The following is a 17,313-nucleotide window of genomic DNA, read 5'->3' on the forward strand; positions in this document are numbered from 1 at the left end:
GCCCCGCTGACCTGCGAGTCTGCGGCGATTGCGGCGCTGACCCGGAAAACTCCTGTCACGTGTTTTCCCCGCAACGTGATCTCGATCCCAGGTAGGCCCTAGCGGTTCGTCGCGAGGAAGCGGAGGTACCGGCGCAGGCCGAAGGCGCGGCGATGTTGTTCGACAGCCGTGGAGAGCTGGGCGACCAGCAGATTGTGGGCGGCGCTCGCGCTGGCGAGTTGGGCTTGTTGCTGGAGGAGCAACGCGCGCTGCTTCTGAGTAGCCGTCTGGTGCTGCTGCTTCTCCGTGTTGGCCTGCTGCTGGTGGGTGGTGATGCGCTGTTGGAGCTGAGTGCGCTTCAGTGAAGCCGCGCTCTCGGCCCGCGCGATGTCGGCTTCGTGCTGCTTCTTCTGCGCGGCGAACTGCTGGCGGATCGCCGTTCGCTCCTGCTGGCTCAGACTGGTCGGAGCCGACTTCTGGGCTCGTTGCTCTAGCGAGGTCCGCCAGCTTTCGAGTGCGGCGGCCCGGACTTCGCCAACGCCCGGAACCTTGACCTCCTGGCCGTTGGGCCTGATGAGGAACGCGTCGCGGTTGTTGTACCGGCTGCTCTGCATATACCGGACACCGGTGAAGTCGGCGGCCGTGCGGATGCCGGCGGCGACCAGCGCGGTGACTGTCCCCGAGCCCATATTGGAGAGCCTCTTGACCTCTTGAATGGAGGATCGGCCGAGTCTTTCCCGGACGTGTGTCCTGATCGCGAACGCCAGCGCGGCTTCCAGCCGCTTCTGCTCCGTGGTGGCCAGCGTGCTCAATTTCGTCCGGAGGCTGCCGGTCTCCTTGTTGAGCGCGCTCGTGATCCGGGCCTGTTCGTCGCGCAGTTTGGCCTGGAGGTTTTTGATCTGCTGATTGATCTGTGCGTCCCGGTGCGCGCTGACCTTGGCCAGGGCATCGATCTCCTCGCGGACCTTCTGCACTGCTGCCGCCGGGTCCTCCACCGTTCCCGCCTGCTGTTGAAGCGCCCGCAGCCGGGCTTTCGAGGCTTTGACCTCGGGACAGGAGGACCGCGTGGCCTGGAGGGCGCCACCGGACACGAGGAGAGCCCCGATCTGGGCAGCGGCCAGATAGCCGTAACCGGCGGGCATCACGCTGATGGCGGTCAGCGCCACGGGGGCGGCCGACCCGGTCAGTGCGAGGACGCCGGAGAGGACATCGGTCGCTCGGCGACGCGCGAAGCCCCCGGAGGTGATCGTGCCGGCACTCCCGCTGCTTCCCGCCGGGGCGTTGCGTGGTGGCGGGATGTGCCCGGCAAGCCAGGAGGGGGTTCCGTTCGCAGGGGCTGCCGTAGGAGTCGGACGCTGGGTCGAAATCGCACCGGCTGTGGACAGCGCCGGTACCGCGTGGGTGCCCGCAGTGAGCAGGCTGTGCGTTTGCGCGGCCAGCGCTCGAAGGTTCGGGTCCGCATGGGTCAGCAGCAGGCTCCAGACCAGCGAGGACCGCGGCTCCTTGAAGTCATCCTCCTTCAGAATCAGGAACTCTCCCTGATCGTCGTGCAGTTGAGCCCAGATGTCGGGATCGGTGGCAATCGCGACCAGGCTGAGGTGGATGATCCAGGACGAGAAGCGGTCCATCGAGGGGCCGAAGTCCGAGCTCGTGCGGCTCGGGGACTGGTAGTTGCGGTGGCCGTTCTCCGTGGACCCCTGTCCCTTGAGGTCCGGAACGTACATTCCGTCGTAGTCGACGAGGCGGAATGTGCAGTCGGACGCGACCAGGAGGTTTCCGTGCTGGAGGTCGCCATGGGCGATGCCGAGCTTCTCCAGGTCGGCCACCAGTGCGGAGAACTGCTCGGCAACCCTGAGGATGGCCGTCGAGTCCCGAACGTTCCGGTCGATCCAGGTGATCAGATTGGTGCCCTCCGCCCAGGCCATCTTCAGGGTCGGGTACCACTGGCCGGCGACGAGGACGCCCCGCGGCAGATACTCGATTCCGACCGGCCAGGGCTGGGACAGCTTGGCGTGCCTGAGGCCGGCGAGCTGCTTGCTGATGGCCTGGTAGCGGGCCTCCAGGGTGCTGCTGTCGCGGGTGAAGCACTTCAGCGCGTATCGCTGACCACCCGGGGCGGTGATGGAGAAGACGCTCGCGAAGTTCCCTGAGATCGCCTTCGGCCCGAGCACGGGGCTCTGCTGGACCGTACCGTGTTTGAGATCGGGGTCCTCGAAACACAGCGCGGGGTTCTGAAGGGCTTCCACATAGTTCGCGCCGGTCGGAAATCTGCGTCCGGCGACAGGTCCACCAGCGGGGGAGACCGCCATCACCCCTCCGTCTTCACCCGCACGCGAATGAGGGCTACGTCGTCGTTGCGCATCCGGGACTCGGCCCGCTCGTGATGGAGCCAGTCGGCGAATGTCTCCTCGCCCAGATCGGCGAGCCTGCCCAACTGCTTCCCTGCTCCGCCCGATTCGATCTCGGGGTGCGACAGCAGCCACGCCGCCAGGGCATCGGTTGCCAGGAGGATCTCGTCGTGTGTGCGCAGCTCGCCCGCTGCGGTCGACATCCGGCTGGCGATCAGCGTGGCGTCCCGGTTGCGGCTGCTCAGAAGTTGAGGGGTGATACCGAATCCGTGGCCGTCCGTGATGGGGAACGAAGTGACCAGGCGGTCGTCACGGAGGTGGAGGAGACAACTGTCGCCGAGGGCGAGGGCACGCCAGGCCCAGCGTGGCACCGCCTCGGAACCCTCCGGACCGGGAGGTACCGCCTGCACGTGAACGGCCGTCAGCGTTGCGAAGGCCCCCTTCTGCAGACCCGGTTGCTCGTACCAGGCGATCGGCCGCCCGCTGGCCGCCCGCTCCGCCTGGTACGTCGAGAGGTACCCGTCCCACTGGTCGACGGTGCGGGCCAGGAGATCCTCGACGAAGGCCCCGGACAGGACGCCCTGCCGATCCCCCCGCTCATCGGCAGCCACCATCGACGCGACCGCGCCCTTCACCAGTTGCCTGGCCCAAGCTCCGGCGAGCAGGCTCTCGGACGCCCCGTCGGACACGGCGGCGAAGAGCGAACTGGTGTCGGAAGACAACGAGGCCTCGATGGCGTCCTCGCACTCCTCCAACGAGTTGCCCGTCTTGGGCACGCGGAAGTGCTGGACGTCAAGGGGCGTTGAGTGCGCGCCCACGCCGTTCAGCGTAGTTCCGTGGCGCGCGTACCGATGTCGAGGAACTCGATGATGGACGTGATGTCGGCGTTGTAGACGAAACCGCGCGTGGCCTCGCTGACACGGTGGCCCTGCGAAGCGGTGTAGGAACGCATGTGGCTCGGCAGCACGCTCGACATGTGGAAGAGCAACCGGGAGTAGGTATCCGGGAGTTCGCTCTCGCTGTCGGGGAAGGTGACGGGAGTTCCGCTCGCCCCGGAGACGTGCAGGTTGAAGAGGAGCACCGGACCGTCGGCGGTGGCGTGCGAGGCGAGTCCGATGGCCGCGCTCGTGGGGTCGCCGTCGGTGGACTCGCCGTCCGTCAGGTTGAGGACGATGGGCGGGAAGCCGCCCGGGTGCTGGTCGACCCAGCGGGCGACCAGGGAGTCGGCGTAGCCGAGGGCCCGGGTCATCGGGGTGCCGCCGTTGGTGACCGGGTCCATCCAGACCGGGAACTGTACGGTCGTTTCGACGAGACCGCCGGCGCCGTCCGGAACCTTCTTCGTACGGCTCTCCAGACGGGCGGGGCTGTTCGCGATCTCGCTCAGCGGCACGAGGTCACGCCCGGCCAGCGCGCCGGTGAAGGCGGAGCCGACCTGGGTGTGGCCGTAGCCGATCACGGCGACGTGGAAGTAGTCGCGGACGCCTTCTTCCTTCGCGCACTTGACCGACAGCTCGGTCAGCAGCCGGTTGATGGCGTCGGACACGACCTGGGCGCGTTGCTGGACCGTCTCGCCGCTGCCGATGGGATCGCTCATCGAGGCGGACTGGTCCACCAGGAAGATGAAGCAGCCGGGGTTGGTGCGGCTGATTTCGGCGGTGTAAGGCATCTCGGTGACCCGGCTCCTCTTGCGCGACGGGGGACCGAATCGCACGGCACAGGAACACGTGCGGGAAAGCCTGACCCCCCAGGGAAGCCGATCGTAGCGGATGGTGTGCTATGGAGTCACCGTGTTCTGGAGCCGGAAGCCTCTGTGGCCGAACACCTCCGCGTTCACCCGTGGCGGGACGAGGAGGGCACAACGAGGACGGCGATCGGGGCTGTCCCCGCCGAAGTGCCCTCGTTGTGCCCTGTGGCCATCTGGAGCCTGCGTTTCCGCAGCTCAGCGGGGTCGACTAGCGGTAGTTCACGTACTGGATCGCGAAGTCCAGGTCCTTGCCCTTGAGCAGGGCCTGCACGGTCTGCAGGTCGTCGCGGCTCTTCGAGCTGACCCGCAGCTCGTCGCCCTGGACCTGCGCCTTGACGCCCTTCGGGCCCTCGTCGCGGATGATCTTCGCGACCTTCTTGGCATCCTCCGTGGAGATGCCCTCCTTGATGTCCGCGAAGATCTTGTACTCCTTGCCGGACAGCTGCGGCTCACCGGCGTCCAGGGCCTTGAGCGACAGTCCGCGCTTGATGAACTTGCCCTGTAGGACGTCCAGGATGGCCTTCACGCGCTCCTCGCCGTTGGCCTTCATCTCGATCTTCTCGCCGGAGCGGCTGATCTCGCCGCCGACGCCCTTGAAGTCGAAACGGGTGGCGATCTCACGGGAGGTCTGGTTGATCGCGTTGTCGACCTCCTGCCACTCGACCTTCGAGACGATGTCGAAACTGGAGTCGGCCATGGGTGTTGGTCTCCTTGATGTTCTGGCTTCACTGGCACGGCCTGCCCCACCGGGCGTCCGCCTCCCCAGCCTATCCAGCGGTACCCCGCCCCCGCCCCCGACAGCCACGCCGCGGCCCTTGATCATCACGTGACCTATCGAGTGGCGGAGCACCCCCCGGCATCAGGTATTGTTTACGACGTCGAACGGGGCGTACGCCCCGGGAGACGAAATCCTGGCTGGTTGCCCGAGCGGCCAAAGGGAGCAGACTGTAAATCTGCCGCGCAAGCTACGCAGGTTCGAACCCTGCACCAGCCACAGGATAGAGAACAGCCCCCGATCTGCGGAGACGCGGATCGGGGGCTGTTGTCGTTTTCGCGTCGCGTGAGGGCCGTGGCGGTGCCGGGCCGGTGGCCGGGCACACTTATTGCGCATTGCTTGCAATTACGGGCAGTAGGCAGCAGAGTGGGTGCGGGGGTGGGTGGGGCCGTTCAGCGTGATTGTGGTGGTGTCCCGGGTGTGCGTAGGGCGCGCCGGGGGTTCTTCGCAAGAGCTGGTCGTCTTCCCAACCGGCGCCCGCCGGGACAGCGGCCCACCCATCCCCGCCACCGCCCCCCGCCATGAGCTCTCCCGCGGTGCGTCAAGGGCCCGTCAATGGTTCCTGGGGCGGCGTCAGGAACGCGTAGGGGTCGGGGGAAGGGCAGGGGTGCGGCCCGCAGGATCGGAGGAACTACCGATCGCGGAGGTTCCGTCCGATGTCCAGCGCCATCACCACCCCGGCCGTCACGGCCGAACCCGAGCCGCCGGACGCCGGTGCGGGCGACGAGCGGCACCGGCTGAGTGCGCTGGGCGGTCTGTCGGCGCTGTCGTTGGACGCGATGGCCTCGGTCGCGTACGGGCCGGAGTCGATCGTGCTGGTGCTGGCCGCGGCCGGCGCGTACGGGCTGGGCTTCACGCTGCCGGTGACGGTGGCGATCGCGGTGCTGCTGGGCGTGCTGGTGGCGTCGTACCGGCAGGTGATCGCGGCGTTCCCGGACGGCGGCGGCGCGTACGCGGTGGCGAAGGAGCACCTGGGCCGGCGGACGGCGCTGACGGCGGCCGCCTCGCTGGTGATCGACTACATCCTGAACGTGGCGGTCTCGGTGACCGCGGGGGTGGCGGCGCTGACTTCGGCGGTGCCGAGCCTGTACGACGACCGGGTCTGGCTGTGCCTGGGCGTGCTGGCCCTGGTGACGGCGGTGAACCTGCGGGGGATCGCCGAGTCGGCGCGCTGGTTCATGGCGCCGACGGCCGTCTTCGTGGTGTCGATCCTGGCGATCATCGTGGTCGGCCTGTTCCGGGACGGCCCGGCGAGCACCGAGGCCGCCGCGGGCCACGCCTCGACGCTGGCCGAGAACGCCACGACCGTCGGCGCGCTGCTGCTGCTCAAGGCGTTCGCGGCCGGGTGCTCGGCGCTGACCGGGGTGGAGGCGGTGGCGAACGCCGTCCCGTCGTTTCGGACCCCGCGGGTGAGGCGGGCGCAGCACACCGAGGTGGCGCTCGGCGCCCTGCTCGGCGTGATGCTGATCGGGCTGGCCGTGCTGATCGGCCGTTTCCACCTCCAGCCGGTGGAGGGCGTCACGGTGCTGGCCCAGCTCGCCGACGCCTCGCTCGGCCACGGCGCCGCGTTCTACGTGGTCCAGTTCGCCACCGTGGTGCTGCTCGGGCTGGCCGCGAACACCTCTTTCGGCGGGCTGCCGGTGCTGCTGCACCTGCTCGCCCGGGACAACCACCTGCCGCACGTGTTCGCGCTGCGGGCCGACCGCCAGGTGCACCGGCACGGGGTGCTGTTCCTCGCCCTGGTGTCGGCGGCGCTGCTGGTCGGCTCGGGCGGGGACGTGAACAGCCTGGTGCCGCTGTTCTCGATCGGCGTGTTCGTCGGGTTCACGATCTGTCAGGTCGGCATGGTCCGGCACTGGTCCGTGCACCGGCCGGCCGGCTGGGCGTGGAAGGCCGCGCTGAACGGGTTCGGCGCGCTGCTCACCGGGGTCGCGACGGTGGTGGTGACCGGCACCAAGTTCACCGAGGGCGCCTGGGGCATCGTGGTGGCGCTGCCGCTGCTGGTGGTGCTGTTCGAGGCGGTGCACCGCAGCTACGGGCTGATCGGCGAGCGGCTGGAACTGGGCCGGGTGCCGGGCGCGGTGACCCGCCAGCGCAGCCTGGTCGTCGTGCCGGTGACGGCCATCACCCGGCTCACCCGGGACGGCCTGTCGGCGGCGCTGTCGCTCGGCGACGAGGTGCTGGCGGTGACGGTGGTGCACGAGCAGTCCGAGGCGGAGGCGCTGCGGCGGGACTGGGAGCTGTGGCAGCCGGGCGTGCCGCTGGTGGAGATCCCGGAGGACCGCCGCCGGCTGGGCCAGCCGATCGCCGCGTTCGTGAACCGGCTCGGCGAGGAGCACGCCTACGACCGGCTGACGGTGCTGATCCCGGAGGTGGAGCCGGCCCGCTGGTGGCAGCGGGCGCTGCAGAACCGGCGCGGTGCCGTGATCGACCGCGCGCTGCGCCGGCACACGGACGCGGTGGTCTGCCGGCTGCGGATGCGGATGTGACCCGGGCCGGTGCAGCCGAGGTGTTGGGCGTCCACACCCCGGGCGTCCACACCCTGGACGCCCGATAACAACCTGGCATCTTGACGCAGTCTTAACGGGGCGGCCTTAACGCCCTCGATACGCCCGGCACGTGCCCGCCCGCAGTGGCCCTGACCTGCGGGAAGTCCATGAGGGCGGGACGTGCCGGGCCGGCGCCGCAACGGATTCCGTCGTGTCCGACCGAACTTACGCTCGCCAACGTGTTCAACGTGCCCCAGGCGCTCAAGCGCCTCGTCATCGGCCGGGCCATGCGCAGCGAGGAGCTCGGCGAGACGCTGCTGCCCAAGCGGCTGGCGCTGCCGATCTTCGCCTCCGACCCGCTCTCCTCGGTCGCCTACGCGACCCAGGAGATCCTGCTGGTGCTCACCGTCGGTGGCGCCGCCTTCCTCTACCTGACCCCGTGGGTCGCGGCCGGTGTGGTCGCGCTGATGGCGGTCGTGGTGATGTCCTACCGCCAGGTGGTGCACGCCTACCCGAGCGGCGGCGGCTCGTACGAGGTGGTGTCCCGCAACCTCGGCGCCAACTCCGGTCTGGTGGTGGCCGCCTCGCTGCTGGTCGACTACGTGATGACGGTCGCGGTGTCGGTGGCCTCCGGGGTGGACAACATCATCTCGGCGGTGCCCTCGCTGGCCGGCCACCGGGTCTGGCTGGCGCTGGGCTTCGTGCTGCTGCTGATGGCGGTGAACCTGCGCGGCGTCCGGGAGTCCGGCAAGGCCTTCGCCGCGCCGACGTACCTGTTCATCGGCGGCATCCTGCTGATGGTGGTCACCGGGCTGGTCCGGGTCGCGCTCGGCGACGCGCCGGTGGCGTCCAGCGCCTCGTACGGGATCCTCCCGGAGGAGGGCAAGGACACGGTGGCCGGCCTCGGCCTGCTGATGCTGGGCCTGCGGGCGTTCGCCTCCGGCTGTACGGCGCTGACCGGGGTGGAGGCGATCTCCAACGGCGTCCCGGCGTTCCGGGCGCCGAAGGCGAGGAACGCCGCGCGCACCATGGCCGTGATGGGCACCACGGCCGTGGTGATGTTCGCCGGCATCACCGCCCTCGCGCTGATCGCCAAGGTGCACATCACCGAGGGCGGCGCCTGCCGGCTGACCGGCTTCCCCGGCGACTGCGCGAGCACGCCCCAGCAGACCGTGATCGCCCAGCTCGCGGCGGCGATCTTCGGCGGCGACCACAGCGTGCTGTTCTACGCGATCCAGGCGGTCACCGCGCTGGTGCTGATCCTGGCCGCCAACACCGCCTTCAACGGCTTCCCGCTGCTGGCGTCGATCCTGGCCGAGCACCGCTACCTGCCCCGGCAGATGCACACCCGCGGGGACCGGCTGGCCTTCTCCAACGGCATCATCGCGCTCGCGGTGGTGGCCGGCGGGCTGCTCTGGCTGTACGACGCGAACGTCACCAGCCTGATCCACCTGTACATCCTGGGCGTCTTCACCTCGTTCACGCTGTCCCAGATCGGCATGGTCCGGCACTGGAACCGGGCGCTGGCCACCGAGACCGATCCGGCGGTGCGCCGCTCGGCGCTGCGCTCCCGGGTGATCAACGCCTTCGGCGCGGTCGTCACCGCGCTGGTGCTGGTGATCGTGCTGCTCACCAAGTTCACCCAGGGCGCCTGGCTGGCCGTGGTCGCCGCGCTGGTGCTGTGGCTGATGATGCGCGGCATCCGCCGGCACTACGACGGCGTCGCCGCCGAGCTGGCGGCGGATGACCCGGAGGCCGAGTCGGCGCGGCCCGCCCGGGTGCACGGGATCGTGCTGGTGTCCAAGCTGCACAAGCCGACGCTGCGGGCGCTCGGCTACGCGGAGGCGTTCCGGCCGGACTCGCTGGAGGCGCTGACGGTGGCGGTGGAGCCGGAGGCCACCGGGGAGTTGGAGCGGCAGTGGACGGAGGCCGGCGTCCGGGTGCCGCTGAAGGTGCTGGACTCGCCGTACCGGGAGATCACCAAGCCGGTGCTGGCGTACGTGCGGGAGCACCGCCGGGACAGCCCCCGGGAGGCGGTCGCCGTGTTCATCCCGGAGTACGTGGTCGGCCGCTGGTGGGAGCACCTGCTGCACAACCAGTCGGCGCTGTGGCTGAAGAGCCGGCTGCTGTTCACGGCGGGCGTGATGGTGATCAGCGTGCCGTGGCAGCTGACCTCCTCCGGGCGCGCGGGCGGCCCGTCGCGCCGGGCGCCCGGCGCGGTGCGCCGGGGCGAGCCTGCCCCGGGGAGCGGGTACGAGCGGCTCCCGGCGCCGGAGAAGGTCTGACCGGAGCCGCATCCGGCCCCCCTCGGCCCCGGCCGCACGAGCCCGCACGAGCCCGCACGAGCCCGCACCCCCACCCGCACCCCCACCCGTACGGAAGCCCCGGAATCCCGGGGCTTCCGGCGTTCCGGCGCCGGGTCGATCACGGCCTGATGACGACGGTCACGGCCCGGTGAAGCGGGCGTCAAGGTCGCGTCAACGTCCCGCAGTCACCCGTATGGAGGGCGTCAGGGAGCCATAACGCGCCTCTGACGGCTGCTTTGCTGCATCTGCCGGTCGTCCGCCGGCGCCGCGCGAAGCCCCCGGCCCGCCCGCGGCAGTCTCCCGAACCGCTCTGGTGGAGCCCATGTCCGATCTCATCTACGTCGGTGTCACGGTCGCCGTGTTCGCCGTCATCGCCCTGATCGCGCGGGGGGTGGAGAAGCTGTGAGCGCGGAGAACATCGCAGGTCTGATCGTGGCCGTCGCGCTCGTCGGCTATCTCGTCGTGGCGCTGATCTTCCCGGAGAAGTTCTGACATGGGATCCACTCTCGCGGGCTGGTTGCAGGCCCTTGCCCTGGTCGGGGCACTGGCCCTGTGCTACCGCCCCCTTGGCGACTACATCGCCAAGCTCCTCACCACCACCAAGCACCTCAGAGTCGAGCGCGGCATCTACAAGGTGATCGGCGTCGACGGCGACGCCGATCAGCGCTGGCCGGTGTACCTCCGCTCGGTGCTGGCCTTCTCGGCCGTCTCCGTCCTCTTCCTCTACGGCCTGATCCGCCTCCAGGGCTACCTGCTGCTGAACCTCGGCGTTCCGCAGATGGAGGGTCACCAGGCCTGGAACACCGCGATCTCGTTCGTCGCGAACACCAACTGGCAGTCCTACGCCGGTGAGTCCGCGATGGGCCACCTGGCGCAGATGGCGGGCCTGGCGGTGCAGAACTTCGTCTCCGCGGCCGTCGGCATCGCCGTCGTCGGCGCGCTGATCCGGGGCTTCACCCGCAACCGGACCGACCGGGTCGGCAACTTCTGGGTGGACCTCACCCGGATCAACCTGCGCCTGTTGCTGCCGATCTCGATCGTCTTCGCCCTGGTCCTGGCCGCCTCCGGCGTGATCCAGAACTTCCACGGCTTCCACGAGGTGGCCACGCTCGGCGGCGACGTGCAGAAGATCCCGGGCGGCCCGGTGGCCTCCCAGGAGGTCATCAAGCTGCTCGGCACCAACGGCGGCGGCTTCTTCAACGCCAACTCCGCGCACCCGTTCGAGAACCCGACCGGCTTCTCCAACCTGGTCGAGATCTTCCTGATCCTGCTGATCCCGTTCGCGCTGCCGCGGGCCTTCGGCCGGATGGTGGGGGACAACCGCCAGGGCTACGCGATCCTCGCCGTGATGGGCCTGTTCTGGGTCGCCTCGACCGCCCTGCTCACCTTCGCCGAGTCGCAGCACCAGGGCACCGCCCTGCAGGCCGCGGGCGCCGCGATGGAGGGCAAGGAGCAGCGCTTCGGCATCGCCGCCTCCGGCCTGTTCGCCGCCTCGACCACGCTGACCTCGACCGGCGCGGTGAACTCCTTCCACGACTCGTACACGCCGTTCGGCGGCGGGCTGACGGTCTTCAACATGATGCTGGGCGAGATCGCGCCCGGCGGTGTGGGATCCGGCCTGTACGGCATGCTCGTGCTGGCGATCGTCGCGGTGTTCGTCGCCGGTCTGATGGTCGGCCGCACCCCCGAGTACCTGGGCAAGAAGCTCGGCGGCCGGGAGATGAAGTTCGCCTCGCTGTACATCCTCACCACGCCGACCCTGGTGCTGGTCGGCACGGGCCTGGCGATGGCCCTGCCGGGGGAGCGGGCCGGGATGCTCAACTCGGGCGCCCACGGCTTCTCCGAGGTGCTGTACGCCTTCACCTCGGCCGCCAACAACAACGGCTCGGCCTTCGGCGGCATCACCGTCAACACCGACTGGTACGACACGGCGCTCGGCCTGGCGATGATCTTCGGCCGCCTCCTGCCGATCGTCTTCGTCCTGGCGCTGTCCGGTTCGCTCGCCCAGCAGCAGCCGGTCCCGGCCACCCCGGGCACCCTGCCCACCCACAAGCCGCTGTTCGTGGGCCTGCTGTCGGGCGTCATCCTGATCGTCGTCGGCCTCACCTACTTCCCGGCCCTGGCTCTCGGGCCGATCGCGGAAGGTCTCTCCTGATGTCCACCCCTACGCTCAACCCCGCACCGGCCGACAAGGCCGAGCCCGCCGCGCAGCACAGAGTGGCCAGCGGCCTGCTCGACCCGAAGCTGATCGTCGCGTCCCTGCCGGACGCGGTGAAGAAGCTCGACCCCCGGGTGATGGTCAAGAACCCGGTCATGTTCGTGGTCGAGGTCGGCTCGGTGGTCACCACCGTCTCCGCGATCGCCAGTCCGTCCGTGTTCGCCTGGTCCATCACCGTCTGGCTCTGGCTCACCACGATCTTCGCCAACCTGGCCGAGGCCGTCGCCGAGGGCCGCGGCAAGGCCCAGGCCGACACCCTGCGCAAGACCAAGACCGAGAGCGTCGCCCGCCGGCTCACCGACTGGCCCGCCACGCAGGCCGAGGAGGAGGTGCCGGGCACCGCGCTGCGGCTCGGCGACCACGTGGTGGTCGAGGCCGGGCAGATCATCCCCGGCGACGGCGACGTCGTCGAGGGCGTCGCGAGCGTCGACGAGTCGGCGATCACCGGCGAGTCCGCGCCGGTCATCCGCGAGTCCGGCGGTGACCGCTCGGCGGTGACCGGCGGCACCAAGGTGCTGTCCGACCGGATCGTGGTGAAGATCGCCTCGGAGCCCGGCAAGTCGTTCATCGACCGGATGATCGCCCTGGTCGAGGGCGCCGCCCGGCAGAAGACGCCGAACGAGATCGCGCTGAACATCCTGCTCGCCTCGCTGACCATCGTCTTCCTGGTCGCCGTGGTGACCCTGCAGCCGATGGCCACCTACGCGGGCGCCCCGCAGTCGATGATCGTCCTGGTCGCCCTGATCGTGGCGCTCATCCCGACCACCATCGGCGCGCTGCTCTCCGCGATCGGCATCGCCGGCATGGACCGGCTGGTGCAGCGCAACGTGCTGGCGATGTCCGGCCGGGCCGTCGAGGCGGCCGGCGACGTCAACACCCTGCTGCTGGACAAGACCGGCACCATCACCCTGGGCAACCGCCAGGCCGCCGAGTTCCTGCCCGCCCCGGGCGTGTCCACCGAGGAACTGGCCAGCGCCGCGCAGCTGTCCTCCCTCGCGGACGAGACCCCGGAGGGCCGCTCGATCGTGGTCCTCGCCAAGACCGAGTACGGCCTGCGGGCCCGCGCCCAGGGCGAGCTGACGCACGCCACCTGGGTCCCGTTCACCGCCCAGACCCGGATGTCCGGCGTCGACCTGGACGAGGCCGAGGCGGTCCACCAGGTCCGCAAGGGTGCGGCCGGCGCGGTCACCAACTGGGTGACCGAGAACGGCGGTTCGGTCGGCAACGAGGTCTCCGCCCTGGTCGACGGGATCTCCGCGGCCGGCGGCACCCCGCTGGTGGTGGCGACCAAGGTCGGCGCCAAGCCGGCCCGCGTCCTCGGGGTCATCCACCTCAAGGACGTGGTCAAGGAGGGCATGCGGGAGCGCTTCGACGAGCTCCGCCGGATGGGCATCAAGACCATCATGATCACGGGCGACAACCCGCTGACCGCCAAGGCGATCGCGGAGGAGGCGGGCGTGGACGACTTCCTCGCCGAGGCCACCCCCGAGGACAAGATGGCGCTGATCAAGAAGGAGCAGGAGGGCGGCAAGCTGGTCGCGATGACCGGCGACGGCACCAACGACGCCCCCGCGCTCGCCCAGGCCGACGTCGGCGTGGCCATGAACACCGGGACCATGGCGGCCAAGGAGGCCGGCAACATGGTCGACCTGGACTCCAACCCGACCAAGCTGATCGAGATCGTCGAGATCGGCAAGCAGCTGCTGATCACCCGTGGTGCGCTGACCACCTTCTCGATCGCCAACGACGTGGCCAAGTACTTCGCGATCATCCCCGCGATGTTCGCCGGGGTCTACCCGGGCCTGAGCCACCTCAACATCATGGGCCTGCACAGCCCGCAGTCCGCGATCACCTCGGCGATCATCTTCAACGCCCTGGTCATCATCGGCCTGATCCCGCTCGCCCTGCGCGGCGTGCGCTACCGCCCGTCCGACGCCAGCTCCCTGCTGCGCCGCAACATCGGGGTCTACGGCTTCGGCGGTCTGGTGGTGCCGTTCGTCGGCATCAAGCTGATCGACCTGATCGTCCAGTTCATCCCCGGCCTGAGCTGAGAGAGGAGAATCCGATGTCCAAGCCCCTGCCGACGACCGTCCGCACCCACTTCACCGCACTGCGGGCGCTGCTGGTGCTCACCGCGATCCTCGGGATCGCCTACCCGCTGCTGGTCACCGGGATCAGCCAGGTCGCCTTCACCGAGAAGGCCAACGGCTCGCTCGTGAAGTCCGACGGCAAGGAGGTCGGTTCCAGCCTGATCGGCCAGAACTTCAACCTCCCGAAGAAGAACCCCGACGACCCGAAGGAGGAGGCGCAGCCGGACCCGAAGTGGTTCCAGCCCCGCCCCTCCGCGGCCGGGACCGGCTACGACTCGTCCTCGTCCGGCGCCTCCAACCTCGGCCCGAACAGTGACGACCTGCTGAAGGCCGTCAACGACCGCCGTGCCGCCGCCGCCGAGTTCGACGGCGTCGCCCCGGAGAGCGTCCCGGCCGACGCGCTGACCGCCTCCGGCTCCGGCCTCGACCCGTACATCTCGGTCGCCTACGCCGAGGAGCAGGTGAGCCGGGTCGCCAAGACCCGGAACCTGTCGGCGGAGGCGGTGCGCAAGCTGGTCGAGAAGTACACCGAAGGCCGCTCGCTCGGCTTCCTCGGACAGGAGGGCGTCAACGTCCTCCTGCTGAACCGGGCCCTCGCGGAACAGAAGTGACCGGCCGAACAGAGATGGCCGGCGGAACAGAAGTGACAGGTCAACGGCTGGATCCGTGAAACAGGCCGACCCGGGCCGGGGCACCACCCCCGCGCCCGGGTCGGCCGCCGTACGTCCCGACCCCGGCCCGAGGACGCCCTGGCGGCAGCCCTCGCAGGAACGAAAGAGCAGTGCCCATGGCCCGCGACCTCACCCCCGGCACCGGCATCCGCAAGGGCCGGCTGAGGGTGTACCTCGGTTCCGCCCCGGGGGTCGGCAAGACCTACCGGATGCTGGACGAGGCCCGGCGCAGACAGGAGCGCGGGGCCGACGTCGCGGTCGGGTACATCGAGTGCCACGGCCGCCGCCACACCGAGGGCATGCTGGACGGCCTTGAAGTCCTGCCGCGTGTCCAACGCTCCTACCGCGACGCCGAGTTCGACGAGATGGACCTCGACGTGGTGCTCACCCGCCGCCCGTCCGTCGTGCTGGTCGACGAACTGGCGCACACCAACATCCCCGGCGGCCGCCACGCCAAGCGCTGGCAGGACGTCGAGGAACTGCTGGCCGCGGGGATCGACGTCATCACCACCGTCAACATCCAGCACCTGGAATCGCTGAACGACGTCGTCCAGAAGATCACCGGCATCCCGCAGCGCGAGACCGTCCCGGACGAGGTGGTCCGCCGGGCCGACCAGATCGAACTCGTCGACATGGCCCCGCAGGCGCTGCGCCGGCGGATGGCCCACGGCAACGTCTACAGGGCGGAGAAGGTGGACGCCGCGCTCTCCAACTACTTCCGGGTCGGCAACCTCACCGCCCTGCGCGAACTCGCCCTGCTCTGGGTGGCCGGGCGGGTCGACGAGGGCCTGCGCGACTACCGGGCCAGCCACAACATCGACCGCGTCTGGGAGACCCGCGAACGCGTCGTGGTCGCCCTCACCGGCGGCCCCGAGGGCGAGACCCTGATCCGCCGCGCCGCCCGGATCGCCGACCGCACCGCCGGCGGCGACCTGCTGGCCGTCCACGTCACCCGCAGCGACGGCCTGGCCGGCGCCTCCTCCGGCGCGCTCGCCCAGCAGCGCCAGCTGGTCGAGACCCTCGGCGGCAGCTACCACGTGGTGGTCGGCGACGACATCCCCACCGCGCTGCTCACCTTCGCCCGCGCCCACGACGCCACCCAGCTGGTGCTCGGCACCAGCCGCCGCGGCCGGATCAACCGCTTCCTCACCGGCCCCGGCATCGGCGAGACCACCGTGGACGACTCCGAGGACATCGACGTCCACATGGTCACCCACGAGTTCACCGGCCGCGGCCGGCTGCCCTCGCTCGGCCGCCGCCACTCCAAGCGCCGCACCATCGCCGGCTACGCCGCCGGCCTCGTGGTGCCCTGGCTGCTGACCGCGCTCCTGTCCCAGGCGCACGAGAGCATCAACCTCACCACCGACGCGCTGATCTTCCAGCTCGGCGTGGTCATCGTCGCCCTGCTCGGCGGCGCCACCTCCGCCCTGCTGGCCTCGGTCAGCGCCTCGCTGCTGCTCAACTACTACTTCATCCCGCCGATACACGCCCTGACCATCGGCGAGACCAACAACATCGTCGCCCTGGTCGTCTTCGCCTCCGTCGCGCTCGCCGTCGCCACCATCGTCGACCACGCCAGCCGGCTCACCAGTCGCGCCGCCCGTGCCACCGCCGAGGCCGAGACCCTCTCCACCCTGGCCGGCAGCGTGCTGCGCGGCGCCGACGCCCTGTCCGCCCTGATGGAGAAGTCCCGGACGGCCTTCGGCATGCAGGCCGTCGCCCTGCTCTCCCGGGTCGACGACGAGGTGCTCGCCCACTCCGAGGCCGAGCACCAGGACGACGCCGACGGGCAGAGCGAGACCACCGAGGTGCCGGTCGGCGCGGATGCCGTCCTGGTCCTCACCGGCCGCCGACTGCCGGCCGCCGACCAGCGCGTCCTCACCGCCTTCGCCGCGCACGTCGCCGTCGCGCTGGAACGCGACCGGCTCGCCGTGGTCGCCGCCGAGGTCGAGCCGATCAAGGCCGCCGACCGGATGCGCACCGCCCTGCTCGCCGCCGTCAGCCACGACCTGCGCACCCCGCTCGCCGCCGCGCTCGCCTCGGTCGGCTCGCTGCGCAGCCCCGACGTCGAGTTCTCGCCCGAGGACCAGGCCGAACTGCTCGCCACCGCCGACGAGTCGCTGGTCAAGCTCACCCGCCTGGTCGACAACCTGCTCGACATGAGCCGCCTCCAGGCCGGCGCGCTCACCCTGCACCTCGCCGAGACCCACCTCGACGAGATCCTGCCCCGGGCGCTCGACAGCCTCCCCGACCCGTACGCCCCGATCCAGCCGCTCGACCTGGACACCGCGCCGCCGGTGCTCGCCGACCCGCCGCTGCTGGAGCGGGTGCTCGCCAACGTGATCACCAACGCGCTGCGCTACAACGCGCCCGGCGCGCCCGTCCTGGTCACCGCCAGCCACCACGCCGACCAGGTCGAGATCCGGGTGATCGACCGCGGCCCCGGCATCGCCCCCGAGGAACGCGACCGGGTCTTCCTGCCCTTCCAGCGCCTCGGCGACACCGACAACACCACCGGTGTCGGTCTCGGCCTCGCGCTCTCCCGCGGCCTGGCCGAGGCCATGGGCGGCAGCCTGGAGGTCGAGGACACCCCCGGGGGCGGCACCACCATGCTGCTCACCCTGCCCGCCGCCACTCGGGAGGAGCCCGTACATGAGTGGACGAACTGAACGAACCGCCGAAAGCTGCGTGTC

General features: G+C 70.2%; 11 protein-coding genes and 1 tRNA gene. 8 read left to right on the top strand and 4 right to left on the bottom strand.

From position 1 onward, the window contains the following. Positions 1-98: 98 nt before the first annotated feature. From ACFWPT_RS09250 to ACFWPT_RS09265, 4 genes are all read right to left on the bottom strand, one after another. Entirely contained in the window at positions 99-2,288 is a 2,190-nt protein-coding gene (locus ACFWPT_RS09250) for a hypothetical protein (RefSeq protein ID WP_380369653.1), read from the bottom strand. Further along, positions 2,288-3,145 (bottom strand): hypothetical protein, encoded by an 858-nt coding sequence (locus ACFWPT_RS09255; RefSeq protein ID WP_380369650.1) that lies wholly within the window; start codon positions 3,143-3,145, stop codon positions 2,288-2,290. The genes ACFWPT_RS09250 and ACFWPT_RS09255 overlap by 1 nt, the downstream gene beginning before the upstream one ends. A 5-nt stretch (positions 3,146-3,150) precedes the next feature. Then, positions 3,151-3,993, bottom strand: a complete 843-nt coding sequence (locus ACFWPT_RS09260; protein WP_380369647.1) for a vWA domain-containing protein — start codon at positions 3,991-3,993, stop codon at positions 3,151-3,153. Positions 3,994-4,279: 286 nt separating this feature from the next. Then, positions 4,280-4,768 (bottom strand): YajQ family cyclic di-GMP-binding protein, encoded by a 489-nt coding sequence (locus tag ACFWPT_RS09265; RefSeq protein WP_063348915.1) that lies wholly within the window; start codon positions 4,766-4,768, stop codon positions 4,280-4,282. A gap of 216 nt (positions 4,769-4,984) precedes the next feature. On the opposite strand from ACFWPT_RS09265, the gene ACFWPT_RS09270 reads away from it, so the two are divergent. The 8 genes from ACFWPT_RS09270 to ACFWPT_RS09305 all read left to right on the top strand — a co-directional run bounded on the left by ACFWPT_RS09270 (position 4,985) and on the right by ACFWPT_RS09305 (position 17,289). Further along, positions 4,985-5,065, top strand: a tRNA-Tyr gene (locus tag ACFWPT_RS09270). Between the two features lie 437 nt (positions 5,066-5,502). Continuing rightward, the gene (locus tag ACFWPT_RS09275) at positions 5,503-7,335 is read left to right on the top strand and encodes an APC family permease (RefSeq protein ID WP_380480734.1); all 1,833 of its coding nucleotides are present in this window, start codon (positions 5,503-5,505) and stop codon (positions 7,333-7,335) included. Positions 7,336-7,622: 287 nt separating this feature from the next. After that, on the top strand, positions 7,623-9,620 hold the full coding sequence (locus tag ACFWPT_RS09280; protein WP_380480783.1) for an APC family permease: 1,998 nt from the start codon (positions 7,623-7,625) through the stop codon (positions 9,618-9,620). A 423-nt stretch (positions 9,621-10,043) separates the two neighbouring features. Beyond that, positions 10,044-10,133, top strand: coding sequence for a K(+)-transporting ATPase subunit F (gene kdpF, locus ACFWPT_RS09285; RefSeq protein ID WP_037971201.1), 90 nt, complete (start codon positions 10,044-10,046; stop codon positions 10,131-10,133). Between the two features lies 1 nt (position 10,134). Then, the gene (gene kdpA / locus ACFWPT_RS09290; RefSeq protein WP_380480736.1) at positions 10,135-11,796 is read left to right on the top strand and encodes a potassium-transporting ATPase subunit KdpA; all 1,662 of its coding nucleotides are present in this window, start codon (positions 10,135-10,137) and stop codon (positions 11,794-11,796) included. Then, positions 11,796-13,910, top strand: coding sequence for a potassium-transporting ATPase subunit KdpB (gene kdpB / locus ACFWPT_RS09295; RefSeq protein ID WP_063348922.1), 2,115 nt, complete (start codon positions 11,796-11,798; stop codon positions 13,908-13,910). The genes kdpA and kdpB overlap by 1 nt, the downstream gene beginning before the upstream one ends. Positions 13,911-13,924: 14 nt before the next feature. Then, entirely contained in the window at positions 13,925-14,560 is a 636-nt protein-coding gene (gene kdpC, locus ACFWPT_RS09300) for a potassium-transporting ATPase subunit KdpC (protein ID WP_380480738.1), read from the top strand. A gap of 176 nt (positions 14,561-14,736) precedes the next feature. After that, positions 14,737-17,289: an ATP-binding protein gene (locus tag ACFWPT_RS09305; RefSeq protein WP_380480740.1), complete on the top strand. Its 2,553-nt coding sequence runs from the start codon at positions 14,737-14,739 to the stop codon at positions 17,287-17,289. The last annotated feature ends 24 nt before the right edge of the window (positions 17,290-17,313 follow it).

Origin of the sequence: Kitasatospora sp. NPDC058478 (assembly GCF_042720345.1) — a bacterium.
Lineage (GTDB): Bacteria > Actinomycetota > Actinomycetes > Streptomycetales > Streptomycetaceae > Kitasatospora.

What these genes read in the sequence shown, in the direction of transcription:
- ACFWPT_RS09305 (WP_380480740.1), top strand. Translation starts at nt 14,737, where the DNA reads ATGGCCCGCGACCTCACCCCCGGCACCGGCATCCGCAAGGGCCGGCTG.
- ACFWPT_RS09280 (WP_380480783.1), top strand. Translation starts at nt 7,623, where the DNA reads ATGCGCAGCGAGGAGCTCGGCGAGACGCTGCTGCCCAAGCGGCTGGCG.
- kdpB (WP_063348922.1), top strand. Translation starts at nt 11,796, where the DNA reads ATGTCCACCCCTACGCTCAACCCCGCACCGGCCGACAAGGCCGAGCCC.
- ACFWPT_RS09275 (WP_380480734.1), top strand. Translation starts at nt 5,503, where the DNA reads ATGTCCAGCGCCATCACCACCCCGGCCGTCACGGCCGAACCCGAGCCG.
- ACFWPT_RS09260 (WP_380369647.1), bottom strand. Translation starts at nt 3,993, where the DNA reads ATGCCTTACACCGCCGAAATCAGCCGCACCAACCCCGGCTGCTTCATC.
- kdpA (WP_380480736.1), top strand. Translation starts at nt 10,135, where the DNA reads ATGGGATCCACTCTCGCGGGCTGGTTGCAGGCCCTTGCCCTGGTCGGG.
- ACFWPT_RS09250 (WP_380369653.1), bottom strand. Translation starts at nt 2,288, where the DNA reads ATGGCGGTCTCCCCCGCTGGTGGACCTGTCGCCGGACGCAGATTTCCG.
- ACFWPT_RS09265 (WP_063348915.1), bottom strand. Translation starts at nt 4,768, where the DNA reads ATGGCCGACTCCAGTTTCGACATCGTCTCGAAGGTCGAGTGGCAGGAG.
- kdpC (WP_380480738.1), top strand. Translation starts at nt 13,925, where the DNA reads ATGTCCAAGCCCCTGCCGACGACCGTCCGCACCCACTTCACCGCACTG.